The 24460-nt window shown below is 66.5% G+C and carries 18 protein-coding genes and 1 pseudogene; 12 read left to right on the plus strand and 7 right to left on the minus strand.

The features are described from left to right. Positions 1-93: 93 nt before the first annotated feature. The 7 genes from ASE63_RS13735 to ASE63_RS13765 all read left to right on the plus strand — a co-directional run bounded on the left by ASE63_RS13735 (position 94) and on the right by ASE63_RS13765 (position 8295). Positions 94-480, plus strand: coding sequence for a cytochrome c family protein (locus ASE63_RS13735; protein WP_056801936.1), 387 nt, complete (start codon positions 94-96; stop codon positions 478-480). 488 nt (positions 481-968) lie between these two features. Beyond that, entirely contained in the window at positions 969-2558 is a 1590-nt protein-coding gene (locus ASE63_RS13740; RefSeq protein ID WP_056801937.1) for an ABC transporter substrate-binding protein, read from the plus strand. A gap of 166 nt (positions 2559-2724) precedes the next feature. Continuing rightward, positions 2725-3696: an ABC transporter permease gene (locus tag ASE63_RS13745; RefSeq protein ID WP_200962565.1), complete on the plus strand. Its 972-nt coding sequence runs from the start codon at positions 2725-2727 to the stop codon at positions 3694-3696. Beyond that, positions 3693-4529 carry an ABC transporter permease gene (locus tag ASE63_RS13750; RefSeq protein WP_056801940.1) on the plus strand — a complete coding sequence of 279 codons (837 nt, stop codon included), beginning with the start codon at positions 3693-3695 and terminating at the stop codon, positions 4527-4529. Before ASE63_RS13745 ends, ASE63_RS13750 begins: the two co-directional genes overlap by 4 nt. After that, complete coding sequence (locus ASE63_RS13755) at positions 4526-6166, plus strand: ABC transporter ATP-binding protein (protein WP_056801941.1); 1641 nt, start codon at positions 4526-4528, stop codon at positions 6164-6166. Before ASE63_RS13750 ends, ASE63_RS13755 begins: the two co-directional genes overlap by 4 nt. A gap of 125 nt (positions 6167-6291) precedes the next feature. After that, on the plus strand, positions 6292-7581 hold the full coding sequence (locus tag ASE63_RS13760; RefSeq protein WP_056801943.1) for an ArgE/DapE family deacylase: 1290 nt from the start codon (positions 6292-6294) through the stop codon (positions 7579-7581). 285 nt (positions 7582-7866) lie between these two features. Then, entirely contained in the window at positions 7867-8295 is a 429-nt protein-coding gene (locus ASE63_RS13765; RefSeq protein WP_244491404.1) for an NUDIX hydrolase, read from the plus strand. On the opposite strand, the gene ASE63_RS13770 is transcribed toward ASE63_RS13765, so the two are convergent. The 7 genes from ASE63_RS13770 to ASE63_RS13800 all read right to left on the minus strand — a co-directional run bounded on the left by ASE63_RS13770 (position 8267) and on the right by ASE63_RS13800 (position 17309). Further along, entirely contained in the window at positions 8267-9991 is a 1725-nt protein-coding gene (locus tag ASE63_RS13770) for a Na/Pi cotransporter family protein (protein WP_056801945.1), read from the minus strand. The genes ASE63_RS13765 and ASE63_RS13770 overlap by 29 nt on opposite strands. A 148-nt stretch (positions 9992-10139) precedes the next feature. After that, complete coding sequence (locus ASE63_RS13775) at positions 10140-11162, minus strand: ABC transporter ATP-binding protein (RefSeq protein WP_056801973.1); 1023 nt, start codon at positions 11160-11162, stop codon at positions 10140-10142. Positions 11163-11203: 41 nt separating this feature from the next. Further along, positions 11204-13420 carry an iron ABC transporter permease gene (locus ASE63_RS13780; RefSeq protein ID WP_056801947.1) on the minus strand — a complete coding sequence of 739 codons (2217 nt, stop codon included), beginning with the start codon at positions 13418-13420 and terminating at the stop codon, positions 11204-11206. Between the two features lie 145 nt (positions 13421-13565). Continuing rightward, complete coding sequence (locus ASE63_RS13785) at positions 13566-14507, minus strand: ABC transporter substrate-binding protein (RefSeq protein WP_244491405.1); 942 nt, start codon at positions 14505-14507, stop codon at positions 13566-13568. Between the two features lie 174 nt (positions 14508-14681). Further along, positions 14682-15482, minus strand: coding sequence for an inositol monophosphatase family protein (locus tag ASE63_RS13790; protein ID WP_056801952.1), 801 nt, complete (start codon positions 15480-15482; stop codon positions 14682-14684). Between the two features lie 2 nt (positions 15483-15484). Then, on the minus strand, positions 15485-16486 hold the full coding sequence (gene iolG, locus ASE63_RS13795; protein WP_056801954.1) for an inositol 2-dehydrogenase: 1002 nt from the start codon (positions 16484-16486) through the stop codon (positions 15485-15487). 40 nt (positions 16487-16526) lie between these two features. Further along, positions 16527-17309 (minus strand): SDR family oxidoreductase, encoded by a 783-nt coding sequence (locus ASE63_RS13800; protein WP_056801980.1) that lies wholly within the window; start codon positions 17307-17309, stop codon positions 16527-16529. A gap of 242 nt (positions 17310-17551) precedes the next feature. Between ASE63_RS13800 and purU the strand changes: the two genes are divergently transcribed. From purU to ASE63_RS13825, 5 genes and pseudogenes are all read left to right on the plus strand, one after another. Continuing rightward, positions 17552-18415, plus strand: coding sequence for a formyltetrahydrofolate deformylase (gene purU, locus ASE63_RS13805; protein WP_056801956.1), 864 nt, complete (start codon positions 17552-17554; stop codon positions 18413-18415). A 203-nt stretch (positions 18416-18618) separates the two neighbouring features. Continuing rightward, positions 18619-20379 carry a peptide ABC transporter substrate-binding protein gene (locus tag ASE63_RS13810; RefSeq protein WP_056801958.1) on the plus strand — a complete coding sequence of 587 codons (1761 nt, stop codon included), beginning with the start codon at positions 18619-18621 and terminating at the stop codon, positions 20377-20379. A 161-nt stretch (positions 20380-20540) separates the two neighbouring features. After that, the gene (locus tag ASE63_RS13815; protein ID WP_056801982.1) at positions 20541-21500 is read left to right on the plus strand and encodes an ABC transporter permease; all 960 of its coding nucleotides are present in this window, start codon (positions 20541-20543) and stop codon (positions 21498-21500) included. Then, the gene (locus ASE63_RS13820; protein ID WP_056801960.1) at positions 21466-22407 is read left to right on the plus strand and encodes an ABC transporter permease; all 942 of its coding nucleotides are present in this window, start codon (positions 21466-21468) and stop codon (positions 22405-22407) included. The genes ASE63_RS13815 and ASE63_RS13820 overlap by 35 nt, the downstream gene beginning before the upstream one ends. A 130-nt stretch (positions 22408-22537) precedes the next feature. Then, positions 22538-24379, plus strand: a pseudogene (locus ASE63_RS13825) (ABC transporter ATP-binding protein); the annotation flags it as partial. Positions 24380-24460: the final 81 nt, after the last annotated feature.

A 24460-nucleotide genomic window follows, 5' to 3' on the forward strand; every position in this document is an offset into this window, starting at 1 on the left:
ATTGGCGTATAGGCACGGTGGCTTTACTTTGGATTATTCCAGGTCGAAGCTCACCGGCGTGCCGTCCGGTCCACGCAGCAGCAAGGACATCCCATGAAGACCATTGCCCGCATCGCGCTCCTGGCAGTCCTGATCGCCCCGCTGCCGGCAGCCGCACAGGACATCGCCGCCGGCGAACGCTCCTGGAACAAGTGCCGCGCCTGCCACCAGATCGGCGAAACCGCGAAGAACCTGGTCGGCCCGCAGCTGAACGGGCTGTTCGGCCGCCATTCCGGCGCCGTCGAGGGCTACAGCTATTCGGCCGCCAACAAGAACTCCGGCATCACCTGGGATGAGGCCGTCTTCGCCGAATACATCAAGGACCCCCGCGCGAAGATCCCGGGCACCAAGATGGTCTTCGCCGGGATCAAGAACGAGAAGGAGATCCAGGACCTGACCGCCTTCCTCAAGCAGTTCGACAAGGACGGCAAGAAGCTCTGAGCAGCCGTCTCGAGATCATCCTCGCCGCCATTCCGCATCGGCGCCGCTGGTGCGGCTTTCCCGGAATGACGGCGAGGGATGAGGACAGGCACTCGCAGAATCTTGAGATCCGTCGCTTTTTTCGAGTGAGCCTCTCAGGATGAGGCCTCGGGATTGCCATGCCGATTGCGGTCACCGCATCTGCGCCTGCGCTGCCTATCCTTGACATAGCCACAGCCTATTGGACCGGCCGGGCGCTTCGTTCCTATCCTGCGGCAGGCATTGCCCCGCACCATCTGCGTGAGGCCATGACAACGACGCGGCCGTATGGCCCGAAACTTGCGGTCGCGAACTTTGCCGCTTCGGACTGGCCGCTGCGAACTCGCCGTTGCACGGCAGCCTCCCCGCAACGGCTATGGCCTGTGCGGCGGCGCCAAGCTGTGATCTATTCGCCGGGCGGCGAAGCCTGAGGGGGCACGCCGGCCAGACGACTACGAGGGAGAATGACGATGACTTCAACGATCCGCCGGCGCCTCGCCCGGACGACGGCCATCTGTGCGCTCGGCCTGGCCGCGCTCGGCTTTGCACCGCTTTCCGTCTCGGCGCAGGCGCCGAAAACGGGCGGCACCGTCCATGTCGTCGTCCAGCCCGAACCTCCGATGCTGATGCAGGGCCTCAACCAGAACGGCCCGACCAACATGGTCGCCGGCAACATCTACGAGTCGCTTCTGCGCTATGACGAGAAGCTGCAGCCGCAGCCCTCGCTGGCCAAGAGCTGGGAGATCTCGCCCGACGCGAAGGTCTACACCTTCAAGTTGCAGGAGGGCGTGAAGTGGCATGACGGCAAGCCCTTCACCGCCGACGACGTGGTGTTCAGCCTCGACAAGTTCCACCGCGAGGTGCATCCGCGCTGGCGCCCGGTGGTCAGCGCCCAGGTCGAGAAGATCGAGAAGGTCGACGACCTCACCGTCAGGATCACGCTGAAGCAGCCCTTCGGCCCGATGATCACGACGCAGGAGGTCGCCTCCGCGCCAATGATCCCGAAGCACATCTATGACGGCACGGATTACCGCGCCAACCCGGCCAACAACACGCCGATCGGCACCGGGCCCTTCAAGCTCAAGGAGTGGAAGAAGGGCGCCTATATCCACCTCGTGAAGAACGAGGACTACTGGGCCAAGGGCAAGCCGGCGCTCGACGAGATCTACTGGCAGATCATCCCCGACGCCGCCGCGCGCGCCGTCGCCTACGAGACCGGCAAGGTCGACGTGCTGACAGGCGGCTCGGTCGACGTCTACGACGTGCAGCGCCTGGCCAAGCTGCCGAACAGCTGCATGACCACCAAGGGCTGGGAGATGTTCGCGCCCCATGCCTGGCTGACGGTCAACATCGCCAAGGGCGGCCCGCTCGCGAACAAGCAGTTCCGCCAGGGCCTGATGTACGCGATCGACCGCGAATTCGGGAAGGACGTGGTCTGGGATGGGCTCGGCAAGCTGCCGACCGGCCCGATCTCGTCGAAGACCAAGTTCTACTCGGCCGACGTGCCGAAATACACCTACGACGTCGCCAAGGCCAAGGAACTGATCAAGGCGTCGGGCTACAAGGGCGAGCCGCTCAAGATCCTGGCCCTGCCCTATGGCGAGGTCTGGAGCCGCTGGGCCGAGTCGATCAAGCAGAACTTCGCGGATGCCGGCGTCAACGTCTCGATCGAGACCACCGACGTGCCGGGCTGGACGCAGAAGGCCTCGAACGGCGATTTCGACCTGACCTTCAACTTCCTCTACCAGCTCGGCGACCCCGCGATCGGCGTGGCGCGCAACTACATCTCGACCAACATCGTCAAGGGCAATCCCTTCGGCAACCAGGGCGCCTATGTGAACCCGGAGGTCGACAAGCTCTTCGCCGACGCCGCGGTCGCGCCGAACGACGCCGCGCGCCAGGAGCTCTACACCAAGGTCCAGCAGGTCCTGGCCGAGGACCTGCCGGTGCTCTGGCTGCTCGAGATGGAGTTCCCGACGATCTATCGCTGCAACATCAAGAACCTCGTCACCACCGCGATCGGCGTGAACGACGGCTTCCGGGACGCGACGAAGGATTGACCGGGCGGCCCCTTGCCGGGCGGCCATATGCGTTTCGTCATGGTCGGGCTTGTCCCGACCATCCTCGTCTTCGCTGGTCGCGTTTTGTGTTCAAGACGTGGATGCTCGCCACAAGGGGCGAGCATGACGGGCAGAGCCCGTCTTTCCGGATGCTGACTTCATGAATCTGCTTCAATTCCTCTCCGGCCGGCTGGCGAAGGGCGTGCTCACGCTCCTCGCCATCGCCGTGCTGAACTTTTTCCTGATCCGCGCTGCGCCGGGCGACCCGGCGCAGGTGCTGGCGGGCGAGGCCGGCGCGGCGGATGCGGTGCTGCTCGAGCAGTTGCGCGAGCGCTTCGGGCTGAACGAGCCGCTGCTGACCCAGCTCTGGATCTATCTCAAGGGCTACATGACGCTGGATCTCGGCTTCAGCTACCGGCAGCAGCAGCCCGTGCTCGCCCTGGTGCTGGACCGGCTGCCCGCGACGCTGCTGCTGACGGGCGCCGCCTTCCTGATCTCGCTGGTGCTCGGCACGGCGATGGGCGCGCTCGCGGCGCGGCGGGCGGGCAAATGGTCGGACAGCCTGATCACCGCGCTCGCCCTGATTTTCTATGCGACGCCGCTGTTCTGGGTGGCGCTGATGAGCCAGATCGTCTTCGCGCTGAAGCTTGGGATCGTGCCGAATGTCGGCTACGAGACTATCGGTGCGAACTATACCGGCCTCGCCCGCGCGCTAGACATCGGCCGCCACCTCGTCCTGCCGGCGCTGACGCTCGGCCTGTTCTTCACCGCGCTCTATGCGCGAATGATGCGGGCCTCGATGCTCGAGGTCGCGGGGGCGGACTTCGTCAAGACGGCGCGTGCCAAGGGTGTCTCGCCGCCCCGGGTATGGCGCCGGCACGTCGCCCGCAACGCGATCCTCCCGGTGGTGACGCTGGCCGGCCTGCAGGCGGGCCAGCTCGTCGGCGGCGCCGTGCTGACCGAGACCGTCTTCGCCTGGCCCGGCATCGGGCGGCTGATGTTCGATGCGCTGGTGCAGCGCGACTATTCGGTGCTGCTCGGCGTGTTCTTCGTCTCTTCGGCGATGGTGGTGGGCTTCAACATCCTCACCGATCTGATCTACCGGATCGCCGATCCGCGCATCGAGGCCGGGGCATGAACTTCCTCAAACGCTTCTGCCGCAATCGCGGTGCCGTGCTCGGCCTCGTCATCCTGCTCGCGGTCGTCGTCTTCGCGCTGCTGGCGCCGACGCTGTTCCCGCAATCGCCCTGGCGGCCGGTCGGGCGCCCCTTCCTCGCGCCCTTCACGATCGAGCGCTTCCCGCTCGGCACCGACACGCTCGGCCGCAATCTCGCGGCAGGGCTCGTCCATGGCGCGCGGGTCTCGCTGATGATCGGCGTGGTCTCGACGCTGGTCGCCCTGCTGATCGGCGTGCCGCTCGGCGCCATCGCCGGCTATGCCGGTGGCTTCGTCGACGACGCGCTCATGCGCTTCACCGAGTTCTTCCAGACGATCCCCTCCTTCGCGCTGGCGATCGTGCTGGTCGCGATCCTGCAGCCGCAGCTGGGCTCGATCGTGCTCGCCATCGGCGTCGTCTCCTGGCCGCCGATCGCGCGGCTGGTGCGCGGCGAGGTGCTCTCGCTGCGAACGCGGGAATATGTCCAGGCGGCGGTGACGATCGGCCAGTCGACGCCGCGGATCATCTTCAGCCAGGTCCTGCCGAACACCATCGCACCCATCATCGTGATGGGCTCGCTGATGATCGGCTCGGCGATCCTGCTCGAATCCTCGCTCTCCTTCCTCGGCCTCGGCGACCCGAACCTGATGAGCTGGGGCTATATGGTCGGCGCCGGGCGCACCCGCCTGCTCGACGCCTGGTGGATCTCCTTCTTCCCGGGGCTCGCGATCTTCCTGACCGTGCTCGCCCTCAATCTGGCGGGCGAGGGCCTCAACGACGCGCTGAACCCGCGCCTGGCGAGGGGGCGCGAATGAGCGAGGCTCCCACCAAAACCATGCCCGTGCTCGCGATCGAGACGCTGACGCTGGCCCTGCCGGCGATGGCAGACCGCGCCCATGCAGTCGAAAACGTCACGCTCACGATCGCGTCAGGCGAGACGCTCTGCATCGTCGGCGAATCCGGCTCGGGCAAGTCGATGATCGCGCATGCGGTGATGGGGCTGCTGCCGAAGGCGGTGAAGCCGGCCGGCGGCGCCATTCGCCTCGCGGGGCGGGACCTGCTCGCCCTCGACGAGGATGCGATGCAGGATGTGCGCGGCCGCGAGGTCGGCATGATCTTCCAGGAACCGATGACATCGCTCAATCCGGTGATGCGGGTCGCGGACCAGATCGTCGAGACCTTCGAGGCGCATGGGCTCTTCGGCAAATCCGAGCGCTACAGGCGCGCGGTCGACCTCCTGACCGAGGTCGGCCTGCCCGATCCGCCGCGCCTCGCCAAGGCCTATCCGCACGAGCTTTCCGGCGGCCAGCGCCAGCGCGTGATGATCGCGATGGCGCTCGCGCTCGAGCCCAAGCTCCTGATCGCCGACGAGCCGACGACGGCGCTGGACGTCACCACGCAGGCGCAGATCCTGAAGCTCATCGACAATCTGCGCCACAAGCACGGCACGGCGGTGCTCTTCATCACCCATGACATGGGCGTCGTCGCAGAGATCGCCGACCGGATCGCGGTGCTGGAAAAGGGCGTGCTGGTCGAGGAAGGCACCGCCGACCAGGTGCTCGGTGCACCGCGCCACGCCTATACGCAAAAGCTGCTCGCCGCCGTGCCCTCGCTGACCCCGCCGGAGCGGCCGGCCTTGCCGGACAGCAGGCCCGTGCTCAAGGTGGAAAAGCTCGGCAAGGTCTATCGCAAGCGGACGCTCTTCGGCGTGGCGCGCGAGGTGAAGGCGGCCGACGATGTCTCCTTCTCGCTGGTCCGCGGCGAGACGCTCGGCCTCGTCGGCGAATCCGGCTCGGGGAAATCCACTGTCGGGCGCTGCTGCCTGCGATTGATCGAGCCCGATTCCGGGCGCATCACGCTGAGCGGCGAGCGCTCGGGCGATCTCGTGCTCAGCGAGCTCAAGCCCGCGGCCCTGCGCGCCCAGCGCAAGCGCATCCAGATGGTGTTCCAGGATCCCTTCGCCTCGCTCAATCCGCGCCAGACTGTCGGCCGCATCATCTCGGACGGGCCGGTGGCGCATGGCGTGGCGCGCAAGGACGCTCTCGCCAAGGCGCGCGAACTGCTTGAGCTAGTCGGCCTCTCCGCGAACGCGATCGACCGCTACCCGCATGAGTTCTCGGGCGGCCAGCGCCAGCGCGTCGGCATCGCGCGGGCACTGGCGCTCGAACCCGACGTGCTGGTGGCCGACGAGGCCGTCTCGGCGCTCGACGTCTCCGTGCAGGCGCAGATCCTGACGCTGATCAAGGACGTCCAGCAGCGGCTCGGCCTCGCCATCCTGTTCGTGACGCACGACCTGCGCGTCGCCGCCCAGATCTGCGACAAGATCGCGGTGATGCAGCGTGGCCGGATCGTCGAGGCCGGCCCAACGGCCGCGCTCTTCGCCAATCCGCAGCACGCCTATACGCAGCAATTGCTCGCGGCGGTGCCGGGTGGCGGGCGTTTCGGGACGTGAGCGATCGTCATTCTCGGGCGGAGCGGAGCGAAGACCCGAGAATCCCGTGACGAGCAGACACTGGTTTTCAAGATGGTCGGGTCAGGCCCGACCATGACGCTACCGATGCCCCAGGAGACCCGACCATGCCGCTCGACCCCGCCCTTCGCGACAAGATCCTCGCCTCCGTCGAGGCCGGCTTCGCCGAACAAGTCGCCTTCACGCAGGAGCTGATCCGCTTTCCCTCGCTACGCGGCGAGGAGCATGCCTGCCAGGACTTCGTCTACCGGGCGATGAAGGAGCGCGGCTTCACCATCGATCGCTTCAAGATGGACGAGGCGGCGATCAAGGCCCATCCCGGCGGCGGGCCGTTCTCCGAATTCCACTCCGACGCGCCAATCGTCGTCGGCATCCACCATCCCCGCGAGGAGAAGGGTCGCTCGCTGATCCTGCAGGCGCATGTCGACGTGGTGCCGACCGGACCGGCCGACCAGTGGACCTATCCGCCCTTCGATCCCGTCATCGACGGCGACTGGCTCTACGGCCGTGGCGGCGCCGACATGAAGGCCGGGGCCGGCGCCAATTTCGCCTGCCTCGACGCGCTGAAGAGGATCGGCCTGCAGCCGGCGGCGACGCTCTATCTGGAATCGGTGGTCGAGGAGGAATCGACCGGAAACGGCGCGGTGATGACGCATCTGCGCGGCTATCGCGCCGAGGCGGCGCTGATTCCCGAGCCGGAATACGAGATGCTGGCACGGGCCAATGCCGGCGTGATCTGGTTCCAGTTCGAGGTGCGGGGCGTGCCGGCACATGTCCGCGAGATGGGCACAGGCGCCAACGCCATCGACGCTGCCTATCGCGTCATCGCGGCGCTGCGCAAGCTCGAGGAGGAGTTCAACGCCGAGAAGGCCGGCCGCGAACATTTCGAGGACCAGGAGCATCCGATCAACCTGAACATCGGCAAGATCGAGGGCGGCGACTGGGCCTCCTCGGTGCCGTGCTGGTGCCGGGTCGATTGCCGCGTCGGGCTCTATCCGGGCGTGACGGCCAAGGAGATCGCCCAGCGCATCGAGGACTGCATCCGCACCGCCTCGCGAAGCGACGCCTTCCTCGCCAACAACCCGCCCAAGGTGACGTTCAACGGCTTCTGGGCCGAGGGCTATGTGCTGGAACCCGGCAGCGAAGCGGAAGCCGTGCTCGGCCGCGCGCATGAGGCCGCGCTCGGCAAGCCGCTGAAGAGCTTCATGACAGCGGCGTATCTCGATACCCGCGTGCATGCGCTCTACGACAAGATCCCGGCGCTCTGCTACGGCCCGATGGGCGAGAACATCCATGCCTTCGACGAGCGCGTCAGCCTGGCCTCGCTGAAGCGGATCACCGGCTCCATGGCGCTGTTCGTCGCCGAATGGTGCGGCGTGGAGCCTCTGAAGGCCTGAGCACCGAAACACCGGCGTCGCAGGCCCTCTCCAGCGGCCGCGCCGTCATGCTCTGTCAACGCCATTCGCGCGCAGCCTGCGGTGACGCAACGTCCACCAACGCTCATTCCAGAATTCGACAGATTTAGCGTCAGCGCATCTGGAATTTTCTGGCCACCCTCCCCATATTCTGCAATGTTTGTTCCGTTCGCATGAATCGAATCATGCGACGAGAGGGGGTGGGTTCCGAAGCGGATGAAGAAGGCGGGCAAGAAGGGGGGGCGGACACGGGCGCAGATCGCTGCGATGCCCGTTCGCCTCGGGGTGGACGGCTCGCCCGAAATCCTGCTCGTGACCTCGCGCACGACCCGCCGCTGGATCGTCCCGAAGGGCTGGCGGATGAAGGATCGCAAGGACGCCGAGGCCGCCGCCATCGAGGCCTTCGAGGAAGCCGGCGTTGTCGGCCGCGTCAGCGACACTCCGGCAGGGAGCTACAGCTACTGGAAGCGGATGGCCGACCATTTCGTCCTGTGCGAGGTCACGCTCTATCTGCTTGAGGTCGAGCGCCAACTCGACAGCTGGGCTGAGAAGGACGAGCGCCGCAGCCAGTGGTTCAAGCTGGCTGACGCCGCCGATCTCGTCGACGAGCCGGAACTGCGCAGCGCGATCCGCAATCTCTCAGCCGAAGGGCTCGACCGCGCCGCGCTCAGTGCCCGGATTGCGGCGCCGGTATGAGCATCTCGCGCTCCTGACGCGCCCGCGCCTCCTTGGTCTCCATCAACCGGCTCTCGCGCAGGGCATTCGCACTCTCCAGGATCGGATAGCCGATCGAGGCGATATGGCCGTGTATCCGCTTGAGATCGCGGATGATGTCGAGATGGATGGCGCTGGTCTCGATCGATTCCGGCCGGCCGCTGCGCAGCCTCTGGAAATGGCTCTCCGCCGCCCGGCGCTCGGCGTCGCGGATCACCGCCTTGTCCGAAAAGAGCTGGCGCGCCAAGGCAAGATCCCGCGTGGCGAAGACGTTGAGCGCGAGTGCCAGCGCCGCCGCGACCTTGTGGTGGAACTCGCGGATCTCGGCCAGCCCCTCCGGCGAGAAGCTGTAGCGCTTGCGGATCTTCTTTTCGGCCAGCTCGCGCAGGTTCTTGTCGATGATGTCGCCGATATGCTCGAGATTGGTGATCAGCGTGATGATCTCGAAGAGCCGACGGCTCTCCTCCTCGCTCAGCTCGTTGCGCGAGACCTTGACCAGATAGAGCTTGATCGACTCGTGGATGGTGTCGACGCCGTCATCGGCCTGGGCGATGGCGCGGGAGAGCTTGAGCTCGTCCTTCTCCAGAAGGGTCATGGTGTCGCGCAGCATCACCTCGACACGGTCGCCCAGCCGCAGCGCCTCGCGCATGGCGCCGGCCAGCGCCTCGGTCGGGCTGTCGAGGGCGTTCGGGTCGAGATAGCGCGGCGCCACCGCCTCGGCGGTCGCGTCCTTGCCCGGCATGAAGCGCTCGACCAGCTTCGAGACCGGCCCGACGAAGGGCAGGAAGATCAGTGCGCCGATCAGGTTCAGCGCGACGTGGAACTCGATGGCGAGGCGGGCATCGGCCGAGGGCATCGCCATCAGCCAGGCCGATAGCGGGCCGACAAAGGGCAGCACTGCGAGCGCCAGCAAGAGCCGGGTCAGCAGGTTGCCGACAGCGGCGCGGCGCTGGCCGGCCGGCGAGCCGAGCTGGTCCAGCACCGGGATCAGCGCATTGCCGAGATTGGCGCCGATCACGAGCGTAAGCGCCGTGGATGGTGGGAACAGGCCGGAGGCGGCGAAGGTCGCGATCAGCAGGATCACGGCGATGCTGGAATGGGTCAGCCAGGTCGCGGCGACGGCGACGAGCACGGCGAGCAGCGGCTCGCTGGCGATGGCGCCAAGCAGCACCCGGAAGGTATCGGACCGGGCCAGCGGGGCTGCGGCCGCGTTCAGCTCGATCAGGGACAGCAGGATCAGGCCGATGCCGACCATGACGCGGCCGATATTGCGCGCACGGTCCATCGCCTCGTTCGAGAGATAGAGCGCGACGCCGATCGCCAGGCACAGCCCCCAGAGCCAGCCGAGATCGAGCGAGATGAGGAACGCCGCGAGCGAGGTGCCGAAATTGGCGCCGAGCAGCACGGCGAGCGCCATGGCGGGCGCGATCAGGTTCTGCCCGGCGAAGGAGGAGACCAGCAGGGTCGTCGCGGTCGAGCTCTGCAGCACCATGGTGACCGCCGCGCCACTGCCGAAAGCTGCGAAGCGGTTCTTGGTAAAGGCCTGGAGCGCCTTGCGCAGGGACGAGCCGAAGGCCCGCATCGCCCCGGTCCGAACCAGCCGGACCGCCCAGATCAGCAGCGCTACACCGCCCGCGAGATGGATCAGGATCAGGGTCGCGCTGTCGCTCGTGTTCATCGCTGCTGGGGCTTTCTTCGGATCAGGGTGGCACCGTACCCCCAAATCGTCGCTTTTTCATTAGCCAACTTATCACTTCTGCCTGCAAAAGATGCTGATTTTGCGGCAAGTTCTGCGGATTTCTGCGGCGAAATGCGGCTGTTCCGGCTCAAGCCGGCGGAATCAACGTCACGCCCGATCCGGCAAAGCCGAGATTGACGGCGGTGCCAGGCTCCAACATGGCGCGGTGGCCGTACTGGATGACGAAAAGCTCGCCGACGGGTGTCTCGATCATGATGTCGAGATGGTTGCCGAGATAGGCGCATTTGCGGACCGTTCCGGGCAGGGAGGCTGAGCCCCCGGCCTCCAACAGCAGCAGGCTCTCGGGACGTATCGCGACCTTTGCCGGGCCGGGCGCCAGCCCGCGCGCCGGCAGCGAAACCCGGGCGGGGCCGATCGCGACATCGGCGCGGCCATCGGCCACGGCCTCGACCGTGACGTCGATCAGGTTGGCGTCGCCGATGAAGTCAGCGACGAAGGCGTTCGCCGGCTCCTCATAGAGCGCGCGCGGCGCCCCCTGCTGCGCGATCTTGGCGTTCGACATCACGATGATCTTGTCGGAAACGGCAAGCGCCTCCTCCTGGTCATGGGTAACATAGGCGACGGTGAGGTTCAGGTTCTGCTGGAGTTCGCGGATCTCCTCGCGGACGCGGCGGCGGAGTTTCGCGTCGAGATTGGACAGCGGCTCGTCGAAGAGCAGGACCTGCGGCTCCAGCACGAGGGCGCGCGCCACGGCGACGCGCTGCTGCTGGCCGCCTGAGAGCTCCGAAGGATAGCGGTTCTCGAAGCCCTTCAGCCCGACCAGCGCGAGCTTCTCCAGCGCCATCTCGCGGGCACGCTCCTTGCCCAGCCCCTTGACGGTCGGGCCATAGGCCGCGTTCTCCAGCACGCTCATATGCGGGAACAGCGCATAGGACTGGAAAACCATGCTGACGTCGCGATCGGCCGCCGACAGCCTCGTGACGTCCTGCCCGCCGATCAGGATCTGGCCTTCGCTGGCGATCTCGAGGCCGGCGATCATGCGCAAGGTCGTGGTCTTGCCGCAGCCGGAGGGGCCGAGCAGCGTCACCAGCTTGCCGGCCTCGACCGTGAAGCTGACATTGTCGACGGCCGTGACGGCGCCGTAGCGCATCGAGACGTTGCGGAATTCGACGGATGCGGGGCCGGCCTTGGTCAACTCGCTGCTCCCTGGCTGATCGGGTCGGAAACGGAACTGGAGAGCGCGACCACCTTGCGCCGGCCGAGCCTGCGCTCGCCCACACCGAGCTGGATCAGGCCGATGCCGAGCGCCATGAAGACGATCAGCACCGAGGAATAGGCGATGGCGAGGCCGAACTCGCCGGCCTCGACGCGGCCGACGATATAGGCGGTCGCGAGGTTGTACTCGGCCGAGACCAGGAAGATCACCGCGCTGACCGCCGTCATCGAGCGCACGAAGGAATAGACCAGCGCCGAGACCAGCGCCGGCCGCAGCAGCGGCAGCACGACACGCCAGAGCGTGGTGAAGCTGCGGGCGCGCAGCGTGGTCGAGGCCTCATCCAGGCTCTTGTCGATCTGCGAGAGGCCGGCGATGCCGGAGCGCACGCCGACCGGCATGTTGCGGAAGACGAAGGCGACGACGAGGATCAGGCCGGTGCCGGTGATCTCGATCGGCGGCACGTTGAAGGCGAGGATATAGGCGACGCCGAGCACCGTGCCGGGAATGGCGAAGGAGAGCATCGTCGCGAATTCGAGCGTGCCGCGGCCGGCGAATTTCTGGCGCGTCAGCAGATAGGCGGTCAGCAGGCCGATGATCGCCGTCAGCGGCGCCGAGATCGCCGCGACCTTCACCGTGGTGAAGAAGGAGTTCCAGGCCGAGCCCTGGAAATAGATGCCGTTGCTGAAATCGATCGCGAAGCCGGTGAGGTAGTGCTCCAGCGTCGGCGTATGGTTGCGGCCCATCGACTTGACGAAGCCACCGACCAGGATGACGAGGTAGATCACGAAGGTCAGCGCGACCCAGGGCACGATCGCGGCGGCCGCGAGCCAGGTGATGCGGCGCGGCAGCGGCGTCGGCAGGCCGGAATCGCCCTTGCCGGTCACGGTCGTGTAGGACTTGCCGCCGAGCCAGCGCTGCTGCACCCAGAAGGCGCCGAGCGTAAAGGCGAGCAGGATGATGGCGAGCACCGCCGCCTGCCCCTGGTTATAGGCCGCCCCGACCACGGCGAAGAAGATTTTTGTCGAAAGCACTTCGAAATTGCCGCCGAGAACCAGCGGGTTGCCGAAATCGGCCATGCTCTCGACGAAGCCGAGCAGGAAGGCATTGGCGATGCCGGGCTTGAGCAGCGGCCAGGTCACGGTGCGGAAAGTCTGCCAGCGCTTGGCGCCGAGCGTCTGCGAGGCCTCCTCCAGCGCCGGCGAGATGCCCTGCACGACACCGATCAGCACGAGGAAGGCGATCGGCGCGAAGGCGAGCACCTGTGCCAGCAGCACGCCGGGAAGGCCATAGAGCCAGCGCGAGCGCGGCACGTCGAACCATTCATAGAGGAAGGTCGAGACCACGCCGGCGCGGCCGAAGAGCAGGATCAGCGCCAGCCCGATGACGAAGGGCGGGGTGATGATCGGCAGGATCGTCAGCGCCCGCATCACCTTCTTGCCGGGCATGCCGGTGCGCAGGATCAGGAGCGCGCAGGCAAGCCCGAGCAGAGTGGTGATGACGCCGCAGAGCACGGCCAGCACCAGCGTGTTCCAGGCGACGCCGCAATTGACGTTGGCGGTGAGGCAGCCCAGCCCCCAAATCGAGGAATCGAAGAAGCGAGCGATGAAGGCCGCGGGCGCGAAAGCGCCGTCCTGGTCGACCAGCGCGCTCTTCAGGATGGTCGCGACGGGGTAGAAGATGAAAAGCCCGATCAGCAGGATGACGATGCCGATAGAGGAGGTCGTGAACAGGTCGCCCCGGCAGATGCCGCGATAGGCGAGGCCATGGCAGAGCAACAGCAGCAGCGCGAAAATCGTCAGGAAAGCGCCGCCGCCCATGCCGCGCTGCACGCCGCCGCTGCCGCCGAGCAGCGCCGCCAGCCAGGGAATGCCCTGGCCCTCGAGCGCGATGGCGAAGCCCTGGGCGAAGAGCAGAAGCAGGCCGAGCGCTCCCGACCAGATCAGCACCGTCGCGACGCGAGCGGCGTCGCGGCTGCCGAGATAGGCCGTCGCCGCCGTCAGCGCGACGCCGACCGGCAGCAGCCAGGGTGCCTGGCCGGACAAAGCGAGCGCCAGCGCGCTGCCGGCCTTGCCGAGCGGATAGCCTTCGAGCCAGCCCAGCCGCGTCAGGGCCATGCCCTCGACGAAATACCAGGGCAGCACGGCATAACCGAGCCAGCCGAGCAGCAGCACCAGCCTTGTCGCGGAGCGCATCCTTGCCCTGTCCCCTCAATTCACTTGCCGGCCGGTTCACCGGCTCTTCGTGGCCTGCTGATCGTTCCGCTCCCTCGCCGTCATCCCGGGCAAGCCGGGGATGACGGCGAGGTTCAGCAGAAATACTGCGGCGGACCATTGCGCCCTATTTCGGCAGCGCCTTCACTTCCTTGTCCCACTTGGCGAGCAGGCGGGTGCGCTCGGCGGAGGAGCCGTATTTCACGAAGTCGTAGTTGATCAGCTTCATCTGATCCATTTTGGGTGACTGCGCCGGCACAGGCGCCGCCTTGTTCGACGGCACCTGATAGGACTTGGCCGGCGCCGCCAGCGCCTGGGCCGCGGGCGTCAGGGCCCAGTCGTAGAACTTCTTGGCGTTGTCGAGATTGCGCGCGCCCTTGACGATCGACATCGAGCCGATCTCGTAGCCCGTGCCCTCGCAGGGCGCGACCGGCTTGATCGGATCGCCCTGCACGGCGAAGACCACCGCGTCATGGATGAAGACGATGCCGACGGCGGTCTCGCCGAGGCTCGCCGCCTTGGCGGGCGCGGCGCCCGACTTGGTGTACTGGCTGACGTTCTTGTGCAGCGCCTTGAGATAGTCGAAACCCTTCTCCTCGCCCATGAGCTGCACGACGGTCGCGAGCAGGTTGTAGGCGGTGCCGGACGAGTTCGGATCGGCGACCTGCACGTCGTCCTTCAGCTTGGGGTTGAGCAGGTCGGCCCAGCATTTCGGCTCGGGGATACCCTTCGACTTGATCTGCTCGGTGTTGAAGCCGAAGCCGAGCGCGCCGGCATAGATGCCGATCGAGCGCTGCTTGGCGGCCTTCCACTGGTCGATGGCCCAGCTGTTGAGCTCGGCGTTCTTCGGCGATTCATATTCCTGCGTCAGCCCCTCCTCCGCCGCCTGGAGATGCGGATCGCCGGTGCCGCCCCACCAGATGTCGCCGCGCGGGTTGGAGGATTCCGCCTTGAGCTGGGCGTAGATCTCGCCGGCCGACTTGCGGGTCATCGCGACCTTGATACCGGTCTCCTTCTCGAAGGCGTTGGACATGGCGCGGCACCATTCCTCCTGGACGCCGCAATACATCACCAGCGAACCCTGGGCGCTGGCGGAACCGGTCGAGAAAGCGCTGGCGGCGGTCGCGGCGAGGGCGAAGAGCCCTGCCTTGAGCCCGGAACTGATCTGCATGATGACCTCCCTGATGAGAACCTTCGGTTCTTCTGTGATTGTTATGAAGCTGAGACGACTTTCCCCCAAAGATCAACGGATATCGCGCTGGCTAACGATGCCGGTGATGGCTTCGAGCTCGGCAGCGAGCGCCGGCGTGCAGCAGAGCACCGGGTTACCCGTCGAAATGCCGTCCCCGGCGAAGAAATCATTCACCGCCGCGCCCGCTTCGCTGGCGATCAGCAGCCCCGCCGCGACGTCCCAGGCATTGATGTGGAGCTCGGCATAGGCGTCGGTGCGGCCGTTGGCGACGTGGCAGATGCCGAGCGCGCCCGAGCCCGCGCGCCTGACCGCCGCGCCGGCCGTATAACCGCGTTCGACCATCGCGAGATAGTTCTGCACCGGAATGCGGGTCGACCAGCCGAGTTCAATACAGGCGCGGCCGATCTCGCCGCCGCCGGAAACCGCGATCGTCTGGCCGTTCATGGTGGCGCCCTGCCCGCGCCGCGCGCAGTAGAGCTCCTCCAGCGCAGGCGCCGCGATGACGCCGATCTCGGGCCTGCCGTTCAGCAGAAAGCCGATCGAGATGCACCAGTTGCGGTCGTTGCGCGCGAAATTCGCGGTCCCGTCGATCGGATCGATGATCCAGACCGCATCGGAGGCCTCGCCGCCGCCCTCCTCGCCGATCACCGCATCAGTGGGGAAGAGCGTCGAGAGACGCTCACGCAGGAAGCTCTCGACCGCGCCATCGGCGATGGTGAGCCAGTCCTGCGCGCCCTTCATGGTCACGCCCAGGCTGTCATTCCTATTGAAATAGTCGAGCGCCATGCGGCTCGCCTCCCCGACGAGGCCGAGCACGGCATAATAGCGCAGTTCAAGTTCCGCTGGCGTCACGCTTAGCCCTCCGCCAGCGAGACAGCGACCGGCTTGCCGGTCCGCGCCGATTCCGCCGCGGCATCGGCGAGGATCTGCGCCTTCAGCCCGTCGAGCCCGGACGGCGTCGGCGCCTTGCCGCCCTTGCAGGCGGCGAAGAAGGCGTCGAGCTCGGCGCGATAGGCAGCCGCGTAGCGCTCAAGGAAGAAGTTCTGCACCGGATCGGCGCGGAAGCCGGAGGCGGTGGCGCTCTCGACCGTCGTCTCGTGGACGTTGCCGGCGCGCAGCATGCCCTTCGAGCCATGCACCTCGATGCGCTGGTCGTAGCCGTAGGTTGCGCGGCGCGAGTTCGAGATCTGGGCGATCTTGCCGGAAGCCGTCTTCATCAGCACGGCGGCGGTATCGACGTCGCCGGCCTGCCCGATCGCCGGATCGACCAGCGCGGAGCCGAGCGCGAAGACCTCGACCGGTTCCTCGGCGAGGAGGAATCGGGCCATGTCGAAGTCGTGGATCATCATGTCGCGGAAGAGCCCGCCCGAGCGCTTCACATAGTCGACCGGCGGCGGCGAAGGGTCGCGCGAGATCACGCTGACGATCTCGATCGCGCCGGCCTCGCCCGCGCGCAGCCGGCTTTCGAGCGCCGCGAAATTCGGGTCGAAGCGCCGGTTGAAGCCGATCATCAGCGGCCGACCGGAGTTTTCCACAGTGGCGAGGCAGCAGCGAATCCGCGCAGCGTCGAGATCGACCGGCTTCTCGCAGAACACGGCCTTGCCGGCCGAGACCGCCTGCTCGATCAGGTCGGCATGAGTATCGGTCGGCGTGCAGATCAGCACGGCGTCGATGGTGGAATCCGACAGGATCGCCTCGGCGCTCGCGGCCTTGGCGCCGCTGGCGGCAGCAAGCGAGGCGGCGGCATCCGCCATCGCATCGGCGACGGCAACGAGCTCGGCGTCGGCCCGCGCCACCACGTTCAGCCCATGGATGCGGCCGATCCGGCCCGCTCCCAGCAATCCAACCCGCATCATCTTAAGTCCGTCCTCACTTCACCGCCGCAATGACGGCACTCTAGTCATGCGCGCCCAGAATCGTCTGGTCGAAATCAATGTTGGAACCCGTCATCAGGCCGGATTCGTCCGACGCCAGATAGGCAACGGCGCGGCCGACCTCGCGCGGGTCGAGCAGGCGGCCGAAAGGCTGGCCGGCCGCAGCCTCCGCGAGCCAGCCATCCTGCGCGCCATGGCGGCGGCGCATGATCGCATCCTCGCCCGGCGTCGCCATCCAGCCGATATTCAGGCCGTTGACGCGGATTTTGTGTGCCAGAAGCCCGAAGGCCGCGTTCTTCGTCAGCGTCGCCAGTGCGCCCTTGGAGACGCTGTAGGCGGAGAGGAAGGGCTGGCCGCCATGGGCCGACATCGACTGGATGTTGACGATGGTGCCGGCGATGCCGAGGCGGCGCATCAGTTCGGCAGCATCCTGGATCAGGAAGAAGGGTGCGCGCAGATTGATCGCCATGATGCGCTCATAGAGCTCGGGCGAAGTGTCGAGGATCGTGCCGCGGTCAGTGTCTCCGGCGGCGTTGACGAGACTATCGAGGCGCCCGAAGGCGGCCTCCGCCGCCGGCACGATCGTCCGCACCGCGGCGAGGTCGGCGAGATCGACGCTGTGGAAGCGCGCATCGCAGCCATCGCTGCGCAGGCTCGCAGCCACGGCTTCGCCGCGCTCGCGGTTGCGCCCCGTCAGGGGCAGGCCGGCGGCGCCGGCTGCGGCAAATTCGCGCGCCACGGCTTCGCCGAGTCCCTGGCTCGCACCGGTGACGACGGCCACCTTGCCGGCGAGATTCCGGCCGATCGACGCAGCTTCCGACAACGGACGTCCCTCTCCCCAAGCCGAGACGGCATGATTTGTTGATTTTTATCAGACTTGGAATATCCATTCCATTCTTCGCGCAGGCGAGTCAAGGCGCCCGAACGGCCTTGCGGCAGCGCTGCCCGGCCAGCGCCGCACGCCGCGCTTGAGCCCGGCGTCGCGCCCGCCTACCACGCGCGAAACCATCCTTCGACGCAAAGGGCCGCCACGCCGCGGCATGGATCATGTCCGACAGCACCGCCATCCTCACCCTGTCCTGCCCCGACCGACCGGGCATCGTCGCGGCCGTCTCGACGCTTCTGTTCGAGGCTGGCTGCAACATCCTCGACGCCCAGCAGTTCGACGACGTCGAGACCGGCCGCTTCTTCATGCGGGTCGTCTTCGCACGGCTCGACGCAGCGCGCCCGCACGTGGCCATCGCCGCGGCCGTCGGCGATCTCGCGCAGCGCTTCGAAATGAGCTTCACCCTGCGCGAGAATGCGGCAAAGAAGCGCGCCTTGCTGCTGGTCTCCAAGTTCGATCACTGCCTCAGCGACCTGCTCTATCGCTGGCGCATCGGCGAACTGCCGATGGAGGTGGCGGGCATCGTCTCCAATCATGGCCGCGAGCATATCGCCTCGACCGACCTCGGCGACCTGCCCTTTCACCACCTGCCGGTGACGCGACAGACCAAGATGGAGCAGGAGGCGGAGATCTGGCGGCTGGTTCAAGAGACGAAGACCGACCTCGTCGTGCTGGCGCGCTACATGCAGATCCTGTCGGACGGGCTCTCCGCCAAGCTGCTCGGCCGCTGCATCAATATTCATCACTCCTTCCTGCCCGGTTTCAAGGGCGCCAAACCCTATCATCAGGCGCATGAGCGCGGCGTGAAGCTGATCGGCGCGACGGCCCACTACGTCACCTCCGACCTGGACGAGGGCCCGATTATCGAGCAGGACGTCGAGCGGATCTCGCATCGCGACACGCCCGACGACCTCGTTCGCAGGGGTCGCGACATCGAACGGCGCGTCCTGGCCCGGGCCGTGCTCAATCATCTCGAGGATCGCGTCGTTCTGAACGGAAAGAAAACTGTCGTCTTCGCGGCCTAGTCGGCACGAAATTGTGATTCGCGGTTCCTGGTCGGCAGATTCTGCAAATACGACGGATTGGAGGCGGCCACCCCTGCGGTTCACGCGGAGTTGCCCTGCGCTGCACAGTTGACGCCTTCGTTGGCACATGCCTTGCTGGAGCACCAACCAGAAGAACGGCGCACAAGCGCCGGCAACGGCTATTGATCAAAGTGGAGGCATTTATGAACGAGCAGGAAATCCGCGGTCTCGTCGCGGATGTGAAGGAAGGCGCGCTGTCGCGGCGGTCCTTCATCAAGAGAATGGCTGCAGTCGGCATCGCCGCGCCGATCGCGAGCCAGATCCTCGCGTGGAACGATGTCGCGATGGCGAACGCCACGCTGCAGTACAAGCCGACCAAGGCCGGCGGCGGCGGGCCGCTGAAGATGCTGCTCTGGCAGGCTCCGACGCTGCTGAACCCGCATTTCGCCTCGGGCACCAAGGACCAGATCGCCTCGCGCATCTTCTACGAGCCGCTCGCCGGCTGGGACAAGGAAGGCAACCTGATCCCGCAGCTTGCCGCCGAGGCGCCGAGCAAGGCCAATGGCGGCCTGTCGGCCGACGGCACGACCGTCACCTGGAAGCTGAAGCCGGGCGTCAAATGGCATGACGGCAAGCCGTTCACCGCCGACGACGTCGTCTTCACCTGGGAATACGCTGCCGATCCGGCGACCGCCGCCTACACCACGGGCGCCTACAAGGACATCAAGGTCGAGAAGGTCGACGACCTGACGGTTAAGGTGATCTTCGCCCAGCCGACGCCGTTCTGGGCCGACCCCTTCGTCGGCGTCGCCGGCATGATCCTGCCGAAGCACCATTTCGGCGAGTACAAGGGCGCCAAGTCGCGCGAGGCTCCGGCCAACCTGAAGCCCGTCGGCACCGGCCCCTACAAGTTCGCCGACTTCAAGCCGGGCGACATCCTCACCGGCACCCGCAACGAGACCTACCACATCGCCAACCAGCCGCAGTTCGACACGCTCGAGGTCAAGGGCGGCGGTGACGCGGTCTCGGCGGCGCGCGCCGTGCTGCAGACCGGCGAATACGACTATGCCTGGAACCTGCAAGTCGAGGACGAAGTCCTCAAGCGCATGGAAACCGGCGGCCGCGGCAAGATCTCGGCGGTGGCATCGGGCGACATCGAGTTCATCATCCTGAACACGACCGATCCGTGGACCGAGGTCGATGGCGAGCGTTCGAGCGTCAAGACCAAGCACCCGACGCTGTCGGATCCGAAGGTCCGAGAGGCATTCAACCTGCTGATCGACCGCGACTCGATCCAGAAGTTCATCTATGGCCGCGGCGGCACCGCGACGGCGAGCTTCGTCAACGAGCCGAAGCAGTTCAAGTCGTCCAAGCTCAAATATGAGTTCAACATCGACAAGGCCAACAAGATCCTCGACGACGCCGGCTGGAAAAAGGGCTCGGACGGCATTCGTGAGAAGGACGGCAAGAAGCTCAAATACGTCTACCAGACCTCGATCAACGCGCCGCGCCAGAAGACCCAGGCCATCATCAAGCAGGCCGCCCAGCGCGCGGGTATCGACCTGGAACTGAAGTCGGTCACGGCCTCGGTGTTCTTCTCGTCGGACGTCGCGAACCCCGACACCTACACCAAGCTCTACACCGACATCGAGATGTACACGACGACGCAGCCGCAGCCTGATCCGGAGCGTTTCCTCAACCAGTTCGTCTCCTGGGAAATCGCCACGAAGGAGAACAAGTGGCTCGGACGCAACGTCTCGCGCTACTCGGACCCGGCTGCCGACGAAGCCTACAGGGCCGCCCAGAAGGAGCTCGATCCGGCCAAGCGCGCCGCGCTGCTGATCAAGGTCAWCCTGCCGATCCTGTCGCGCACCCGCGTCGCCGCGTCGGTGACCAATTTGTCGCATGATCACTCGGGCTGGGACGTCGATACCTGGAACATCGCGGCCTGGTATCGCAGCTGAGCTAGCCTAAACGGCTCCGCGCGGCCTCCCGGCCGCGCGGAGCCGTTCTTGATTTTATTGCGGTCCGCTGGCAAGTCGCCTTCGACGCTGCGGCCTTGGCCAAAAGCGGCGTGCTCCCGTACCCCACGGCCGACGGCCGTGCGCTCAAAGAGAAATTGTTCATGGCCAGCTACCTGCTGCGGCGACTGTTGATCGCTATCCCGAGCTTGCTCGGCATCAGCCTGATCCTGTTCACCGTGCTCGCGATGGCGCCCGGCGACCCGTTCTCCGAAATGGCGACCAATCCCAACGTTCCGCCCGAGGTCCGCGAGGCGCTGCGCGCCAGCTTCGGCCTCAACGACCCGATCATGGTGCGCTATCTGCGCTGGCTGGCCGCGATGGTGCAGGGCGACTGGGGCTTCTCCTTCGCCAGCCGCATCGATGTCGACGACCTGATCCTGCAGCGGGTGCCGACCACCCTCTTCATTGTGGGCTCGTCGCAGATTCTGGCGCTGTGCATCGCGCTGCCGGTGGGCATTTTCGCGGCGACGCGGCCCTATTCGATCTTTGACCAGGTCGCCAACACGCTCGCCTTCGTCGGCTTCTCGCTGCCGACCTTCTTCACCGGCCTGCTGCTGATCCTGATCTTCTCGGTCACGCTCGACTGGTTCCCCTTCGTCTATCGCTCCGACCTCGCGGCGACGGGCTGGCGCTGGTACTGGGAGATGTTCCGCCAGGCGATCATGCCGATCACCGTGCTCGGCCTGTTCCAGGCGGCCTCCTATACGCGCTATGTGCGTTCGGCCGTGCTCGACGTCATCCGCCTCGACTACGTCACGACCGCCCGGGCCAAGGGTCTCAACGAGAAGACCGTGACGCTGCGCCACATCACGCGCAACGCCCTGATACCGGTCGTCACGCTGATCGCGCTGCAGATGCCGGCGGTGTTCGGCGGCGCCATCGTCACCGAGCAGATCTTCCGGATTCCCGGAATCGGCTCCCTCCTCATCGACGCGATCCTCGCCAACGATACTCCGGTCATCATGGCCGTGACCTTCGTCTTCGCCTGCCTCGTCGTCCTTTTCAATCTCATCGCGGATTTGCTTTATGGCTGGCTCGACCCTCGCATCTCCTTCGGCTGATCCCGTGGCTGGCATCGTTCAGACCAGCGCCGCGGTCTCGCCCGGACGCGAGACCTGGAAGCGCTTCCGCCGCCACAAGCTGGCCATGACGAGCGCCGTGGTGCTCTCGCTCCTGATCCTCGGCGTCGTCGTCGGCCCCTGGATCTGGGCCGTGCCGATCAACGAGATCGACTTCTCGGCGCAGCTCCAGAGCCCCTCCCTGAGGCACCCCTTCGGCACCGACGACCTCGGCCAGGACATCCTGGCCCGGATGATGTACGGCGGCCGGATCTCGCTCGCCGTCGGGCTGGCGGCGATGGTGGTGGCGACGATCGTCGGCGTTCTCATCGGCGCGTTCGCCGGCATGTCGCGCAAATACGCCGACCCCGTCCTGATGTGGGTGACGGACCTGTTCCTGTCGCTGCCGCAGCTGCCGCTGCTGCTGCTGGTGATCTACTTCTTCCGCGAGCAGCTCAAGGCGGTGTTCGGCGTCGAGGGCGGCGTCTTTGTGCTGATCGTCGTCGTCATCGGCGGCCTGCGCTGGATGCCGGTGGCCCGGCTGGTGCGGGCGCAGTTCTTCTCGCTGCGCGAGAAGGAGTTCGTCGAGGCGGCCCGGGCCCAGGGCGCCACCAAGTTCCGGCAGATGGTCCATCACATCCTGCCGAACGCGCTCGGCCCGGTCATCGTCGCCTCGACGATTGAGGTCTCATCGGCGATCATCGCCGAATCGACGCTGTCCTTCCTCGGCCTCGGCTTCCCGCCGGACATCCCGACCTGGGGGCGGCTCCTGTTCGACGCGAAGGACCACCTCGACTCGGCACCGCATTGGGCGCTCTTCCCCGGCGCGGCGATCTTCCTTACGGTGCTCTCGATCAATTTCATCGGTGACGGCCTGCGCGATGCGCTCGACCCGCGCCGCGTCATCTGACCCAACTTCGGAAGGCAATCGCATGACCACACCCATCCTCTCCGTCAGCAACCTGAGCACGTCGTTTCGCGTCGAGGGTGCGTGGCGGCAGGTCGTCCGCGACGTGTCCTTCGACATCAAGCCGAAGGANCCCATCCTCTCCGTCAGCAACCTGAGCACGTCGTTTCGCGTCGAGGGTGCGTGGCGGCAGGTCGTCCGCGACGTGTCCTTCGACATCAAGCCGAAGGAGACGGTGGCGGTCGTCGGCGAATCCGGTTCGGGCAAGAGCGTGACGGCACTGTCGATCATGCGGCTGACGCCTCCGGGCTCGAGCAAGATCGAGGGCTCGATCAAGCTCGCCGGCCAGGAGCTGCTGACGCTGCCCGAGCCGCAGATGCGCAAGATCCGCGGCAACGACGTCGCGATGATTTTCCAGGAGCCGATGACCTCGCTGAACCCGGTGCTGACCATCGGCTTCCAGATCGCCGAGGCGCTGATCCTGCATCGCAACATGTCGCGCTCGGAGGCCGAGGCCGAGACGATCCGCCTGCTCGAAAAGGTCCGCATCCCGGCGGCCAAGTCGCGCTTCCACGAATATCCGCATCGCTTCTCGGGCGGCATGCGTCAGCGCGTGATGATCGCGATGGCGCTGGCCTGCAAGCCCAAGCTCCTGATCGCCGACGAGCCGACGACCGCGCTCGACGTGACCATCCAGGCGCAGATCCTGCAGCTGATCAAGCTGCTGCAGGAGGAAGAGGGCATGTCGGTGCTCTTCATCACCCACGACATGGGCGTCGTCGCCGAAATCGCCGACCGCACGGTGGTGATGTATAACGGCCAGGCGGTGGAGACCGGCGTGACGGAGGACATCTTCGCCCGCGCCCAGCACCCCTATACCCGCTCGCTGCTCTCGGCCGTGCCGAAGCTCGGCTCGATGGAAGGCCGCAAGCGGCCGATGCGCTTCCCGGTCGTCGACCGCGCCACGGGCGAGTCCGACGTGCCGACCGAGACGCCCGACACCGTCAAGGCGGCCGAGCGGCCGGTGCTCGAGGTCTCCAACCTGACCACCCGCTTCGAGATCCGCTCCGGCCTGCTCGGCTCGGTGCAGGGTCGCGTGCATGCGGTCGAGAACGTCTCGTTCAGCGTCCAGGCCGGCGAGACGCTGGCGCTGGTCGGCGAGTCCGGCTGCGGCAAGTCGACGACCGGCCGCTCGGTGATGCGCCTGATCGAGCCGCTCTCCGGCTCGGTGCTGCTCGACGGCACCGACGTGCTGAAGCTCAACCAGCATGACCTGCGCGAGCAGCGCAAGCGCATGCAGATGATCTTCCAGGACCCCTTCGCCTCGCTGAACCCGCGCATGAATGTCGGGGCCGCGATCGCCGAGCCGCTGCTGATCAACAAGCTCGCGACCCGCTCGGAGGCGCGCGACCAGACCGCCGAGCTGCTGCGCCGCGTCGGCCTGCAGCCTGACATGGCGAACCGCTTCCCGCACGAGTTCTCGGGCGGCCAGCGCCAGCGCATCTGCATCGCCCGCGCGCTCGCGGTCGAGCCCCGGCTGATCGTGGCGGACGAGGCGGTCTCGGCGCTCGACGTCTCGGTCAAGGCGCAGGTGGTGAACCTGATGCTCGAGCTGCAGGCGCGCATGGGCCTGGCCTATCTCTTCATCTCGCACGACATGGCGGTGGTGGAGCGCGTCAGCCACCGGGTCGCGGTGATGTATCTCGGCGAGATCGTCGAGATCGGCCCGCGCGAGGCGATCTTCGGCAATCCGCAGCACCCCTACACCAAGCGCCTGCTGGCGGCGGTTCCGATCGCCGACCCGACGCGGCGTCACGAGCGCACCCCGCCCTCGAACGACGAGATCAAGAGCCCGGTGCGTGCGCCGGACTTCGTCCCGCCGGTCCGCCAGTTCCGCGAAGTCTCGCCGGGCCATGCCGTCATGATCTGGGGCGAGGAGTGGGAGAAGAAGACCATCGAGGCCGTCGCCGCCTAAGCGATCGCACCGTCCTCACCATCGAAGCGACCGCCGCACCCCGGCGGTCGCTTTTTTGTAGCTGCAAGCCGCGGATCGCCG

Source organism: Allobosea sp. Root381 (genome assembly GCF_001429395.1).
Classification (GTDB): domain Bacteria; phylum Pseudomonadota; class Alphaproteobacteria; order Rhizobiales; family Beijerinckiaceae; genus Allobosea.

Coding starts and splice junctions, on each gene's coding strand:
- ASE63_RS13735 (WP_056801936.1), top strand. CDS start 94: ATGAAGACCATTGCCCGCATCGCGCTCCTGGCAGTCCTGATCGCCCCG.
- ASE63_RS13740 (WP_056801937.1), top strand. CDS start 969: ATGACTTCAACGATCCGCCGGCGCCTCGCCCGGACGACGGCCATCTGT.
- ASE63_RS13750 (WP_056801940.1), top strand. CDS start 3,693: ATGAACTTCCTCAAACGCTTCTGCCGCAATCGCGGTGCCGTGCTCGGC.
- ASE63_RS13755 (WP_056801941.1), top strand. CDS start 4,526: ATGAGCGAGGCTCCCACCAAAACCATGCCCGTGCTCGCGATCGAGACG.
- ASE63_RS13760 (WP_056801943.1), top strand. CDS start 6,292: ATGCCGCTCGACCCCGCCCTTCGCGACAAGATCCTCGCCTCCGTCGAG.
- ASE63_RS13765 (WP_244491404.1), top strand. CDS start 7,867: ATGCCCGTTCGCCTCGGGGTGGACGGCTCGCCCGAAATCCTGCTCGTG.
- ASE63_RS13770 (WP_056801945.1), bottom strand. CDS start 9,991: ATGAACACGAGCGACAGCGCGACCCTGATCCTGATCCATCTCGCGGGC.
- ASE63_RS13775 (WP_056801973.1), bottom strand. CDS start 11,162: ATGCGCTACGGCGCCGTCACGGCCGTCGACAATGTCAGCTTCACGGTC.
- ASE63_RS13780 (WP_056801947.1), bottom strand. CDS start 13,420: ATGCGCTCCGCGACAAGGCTGGTGCTGCTGCTCGGCTGGCTCGGTTAT.
- ASE63_RS13785 (WP_244491405.1), bottom strand. CDS start 14,507: ATGTATTGCGGCGTCCAGGAGGAATGGTGCCGCGCCATGTCCAACGCC.
- iolG (WP_056801954.1), bottom strand. CDS start 16,486: ATGATGCGGGTTGGATTGCTGGGAGCGGGCCGGATCGGCCGCATCCAT.
- purU (WP_056801956.1), top strand. CDS start 17,552: ATGTCCGACAGCACCGCCATCCTCACCCTGTCCTGCCCCGACCGACCG.
- ASE63_RS13815 (WP_056801982.1), top strand. CDS start 20,541: ATGGCCAGCTACCTGCTGCGGCGACTGTTGATCGCTATCCCGAGCTTG.
- ASE63_RS13820 (WP_056801960.1), top strand. CDS start 21,466: ATGGCTGGCTCGACCCTCGCATCTCCTTCGGCTGATCCCGTGGCTGGC.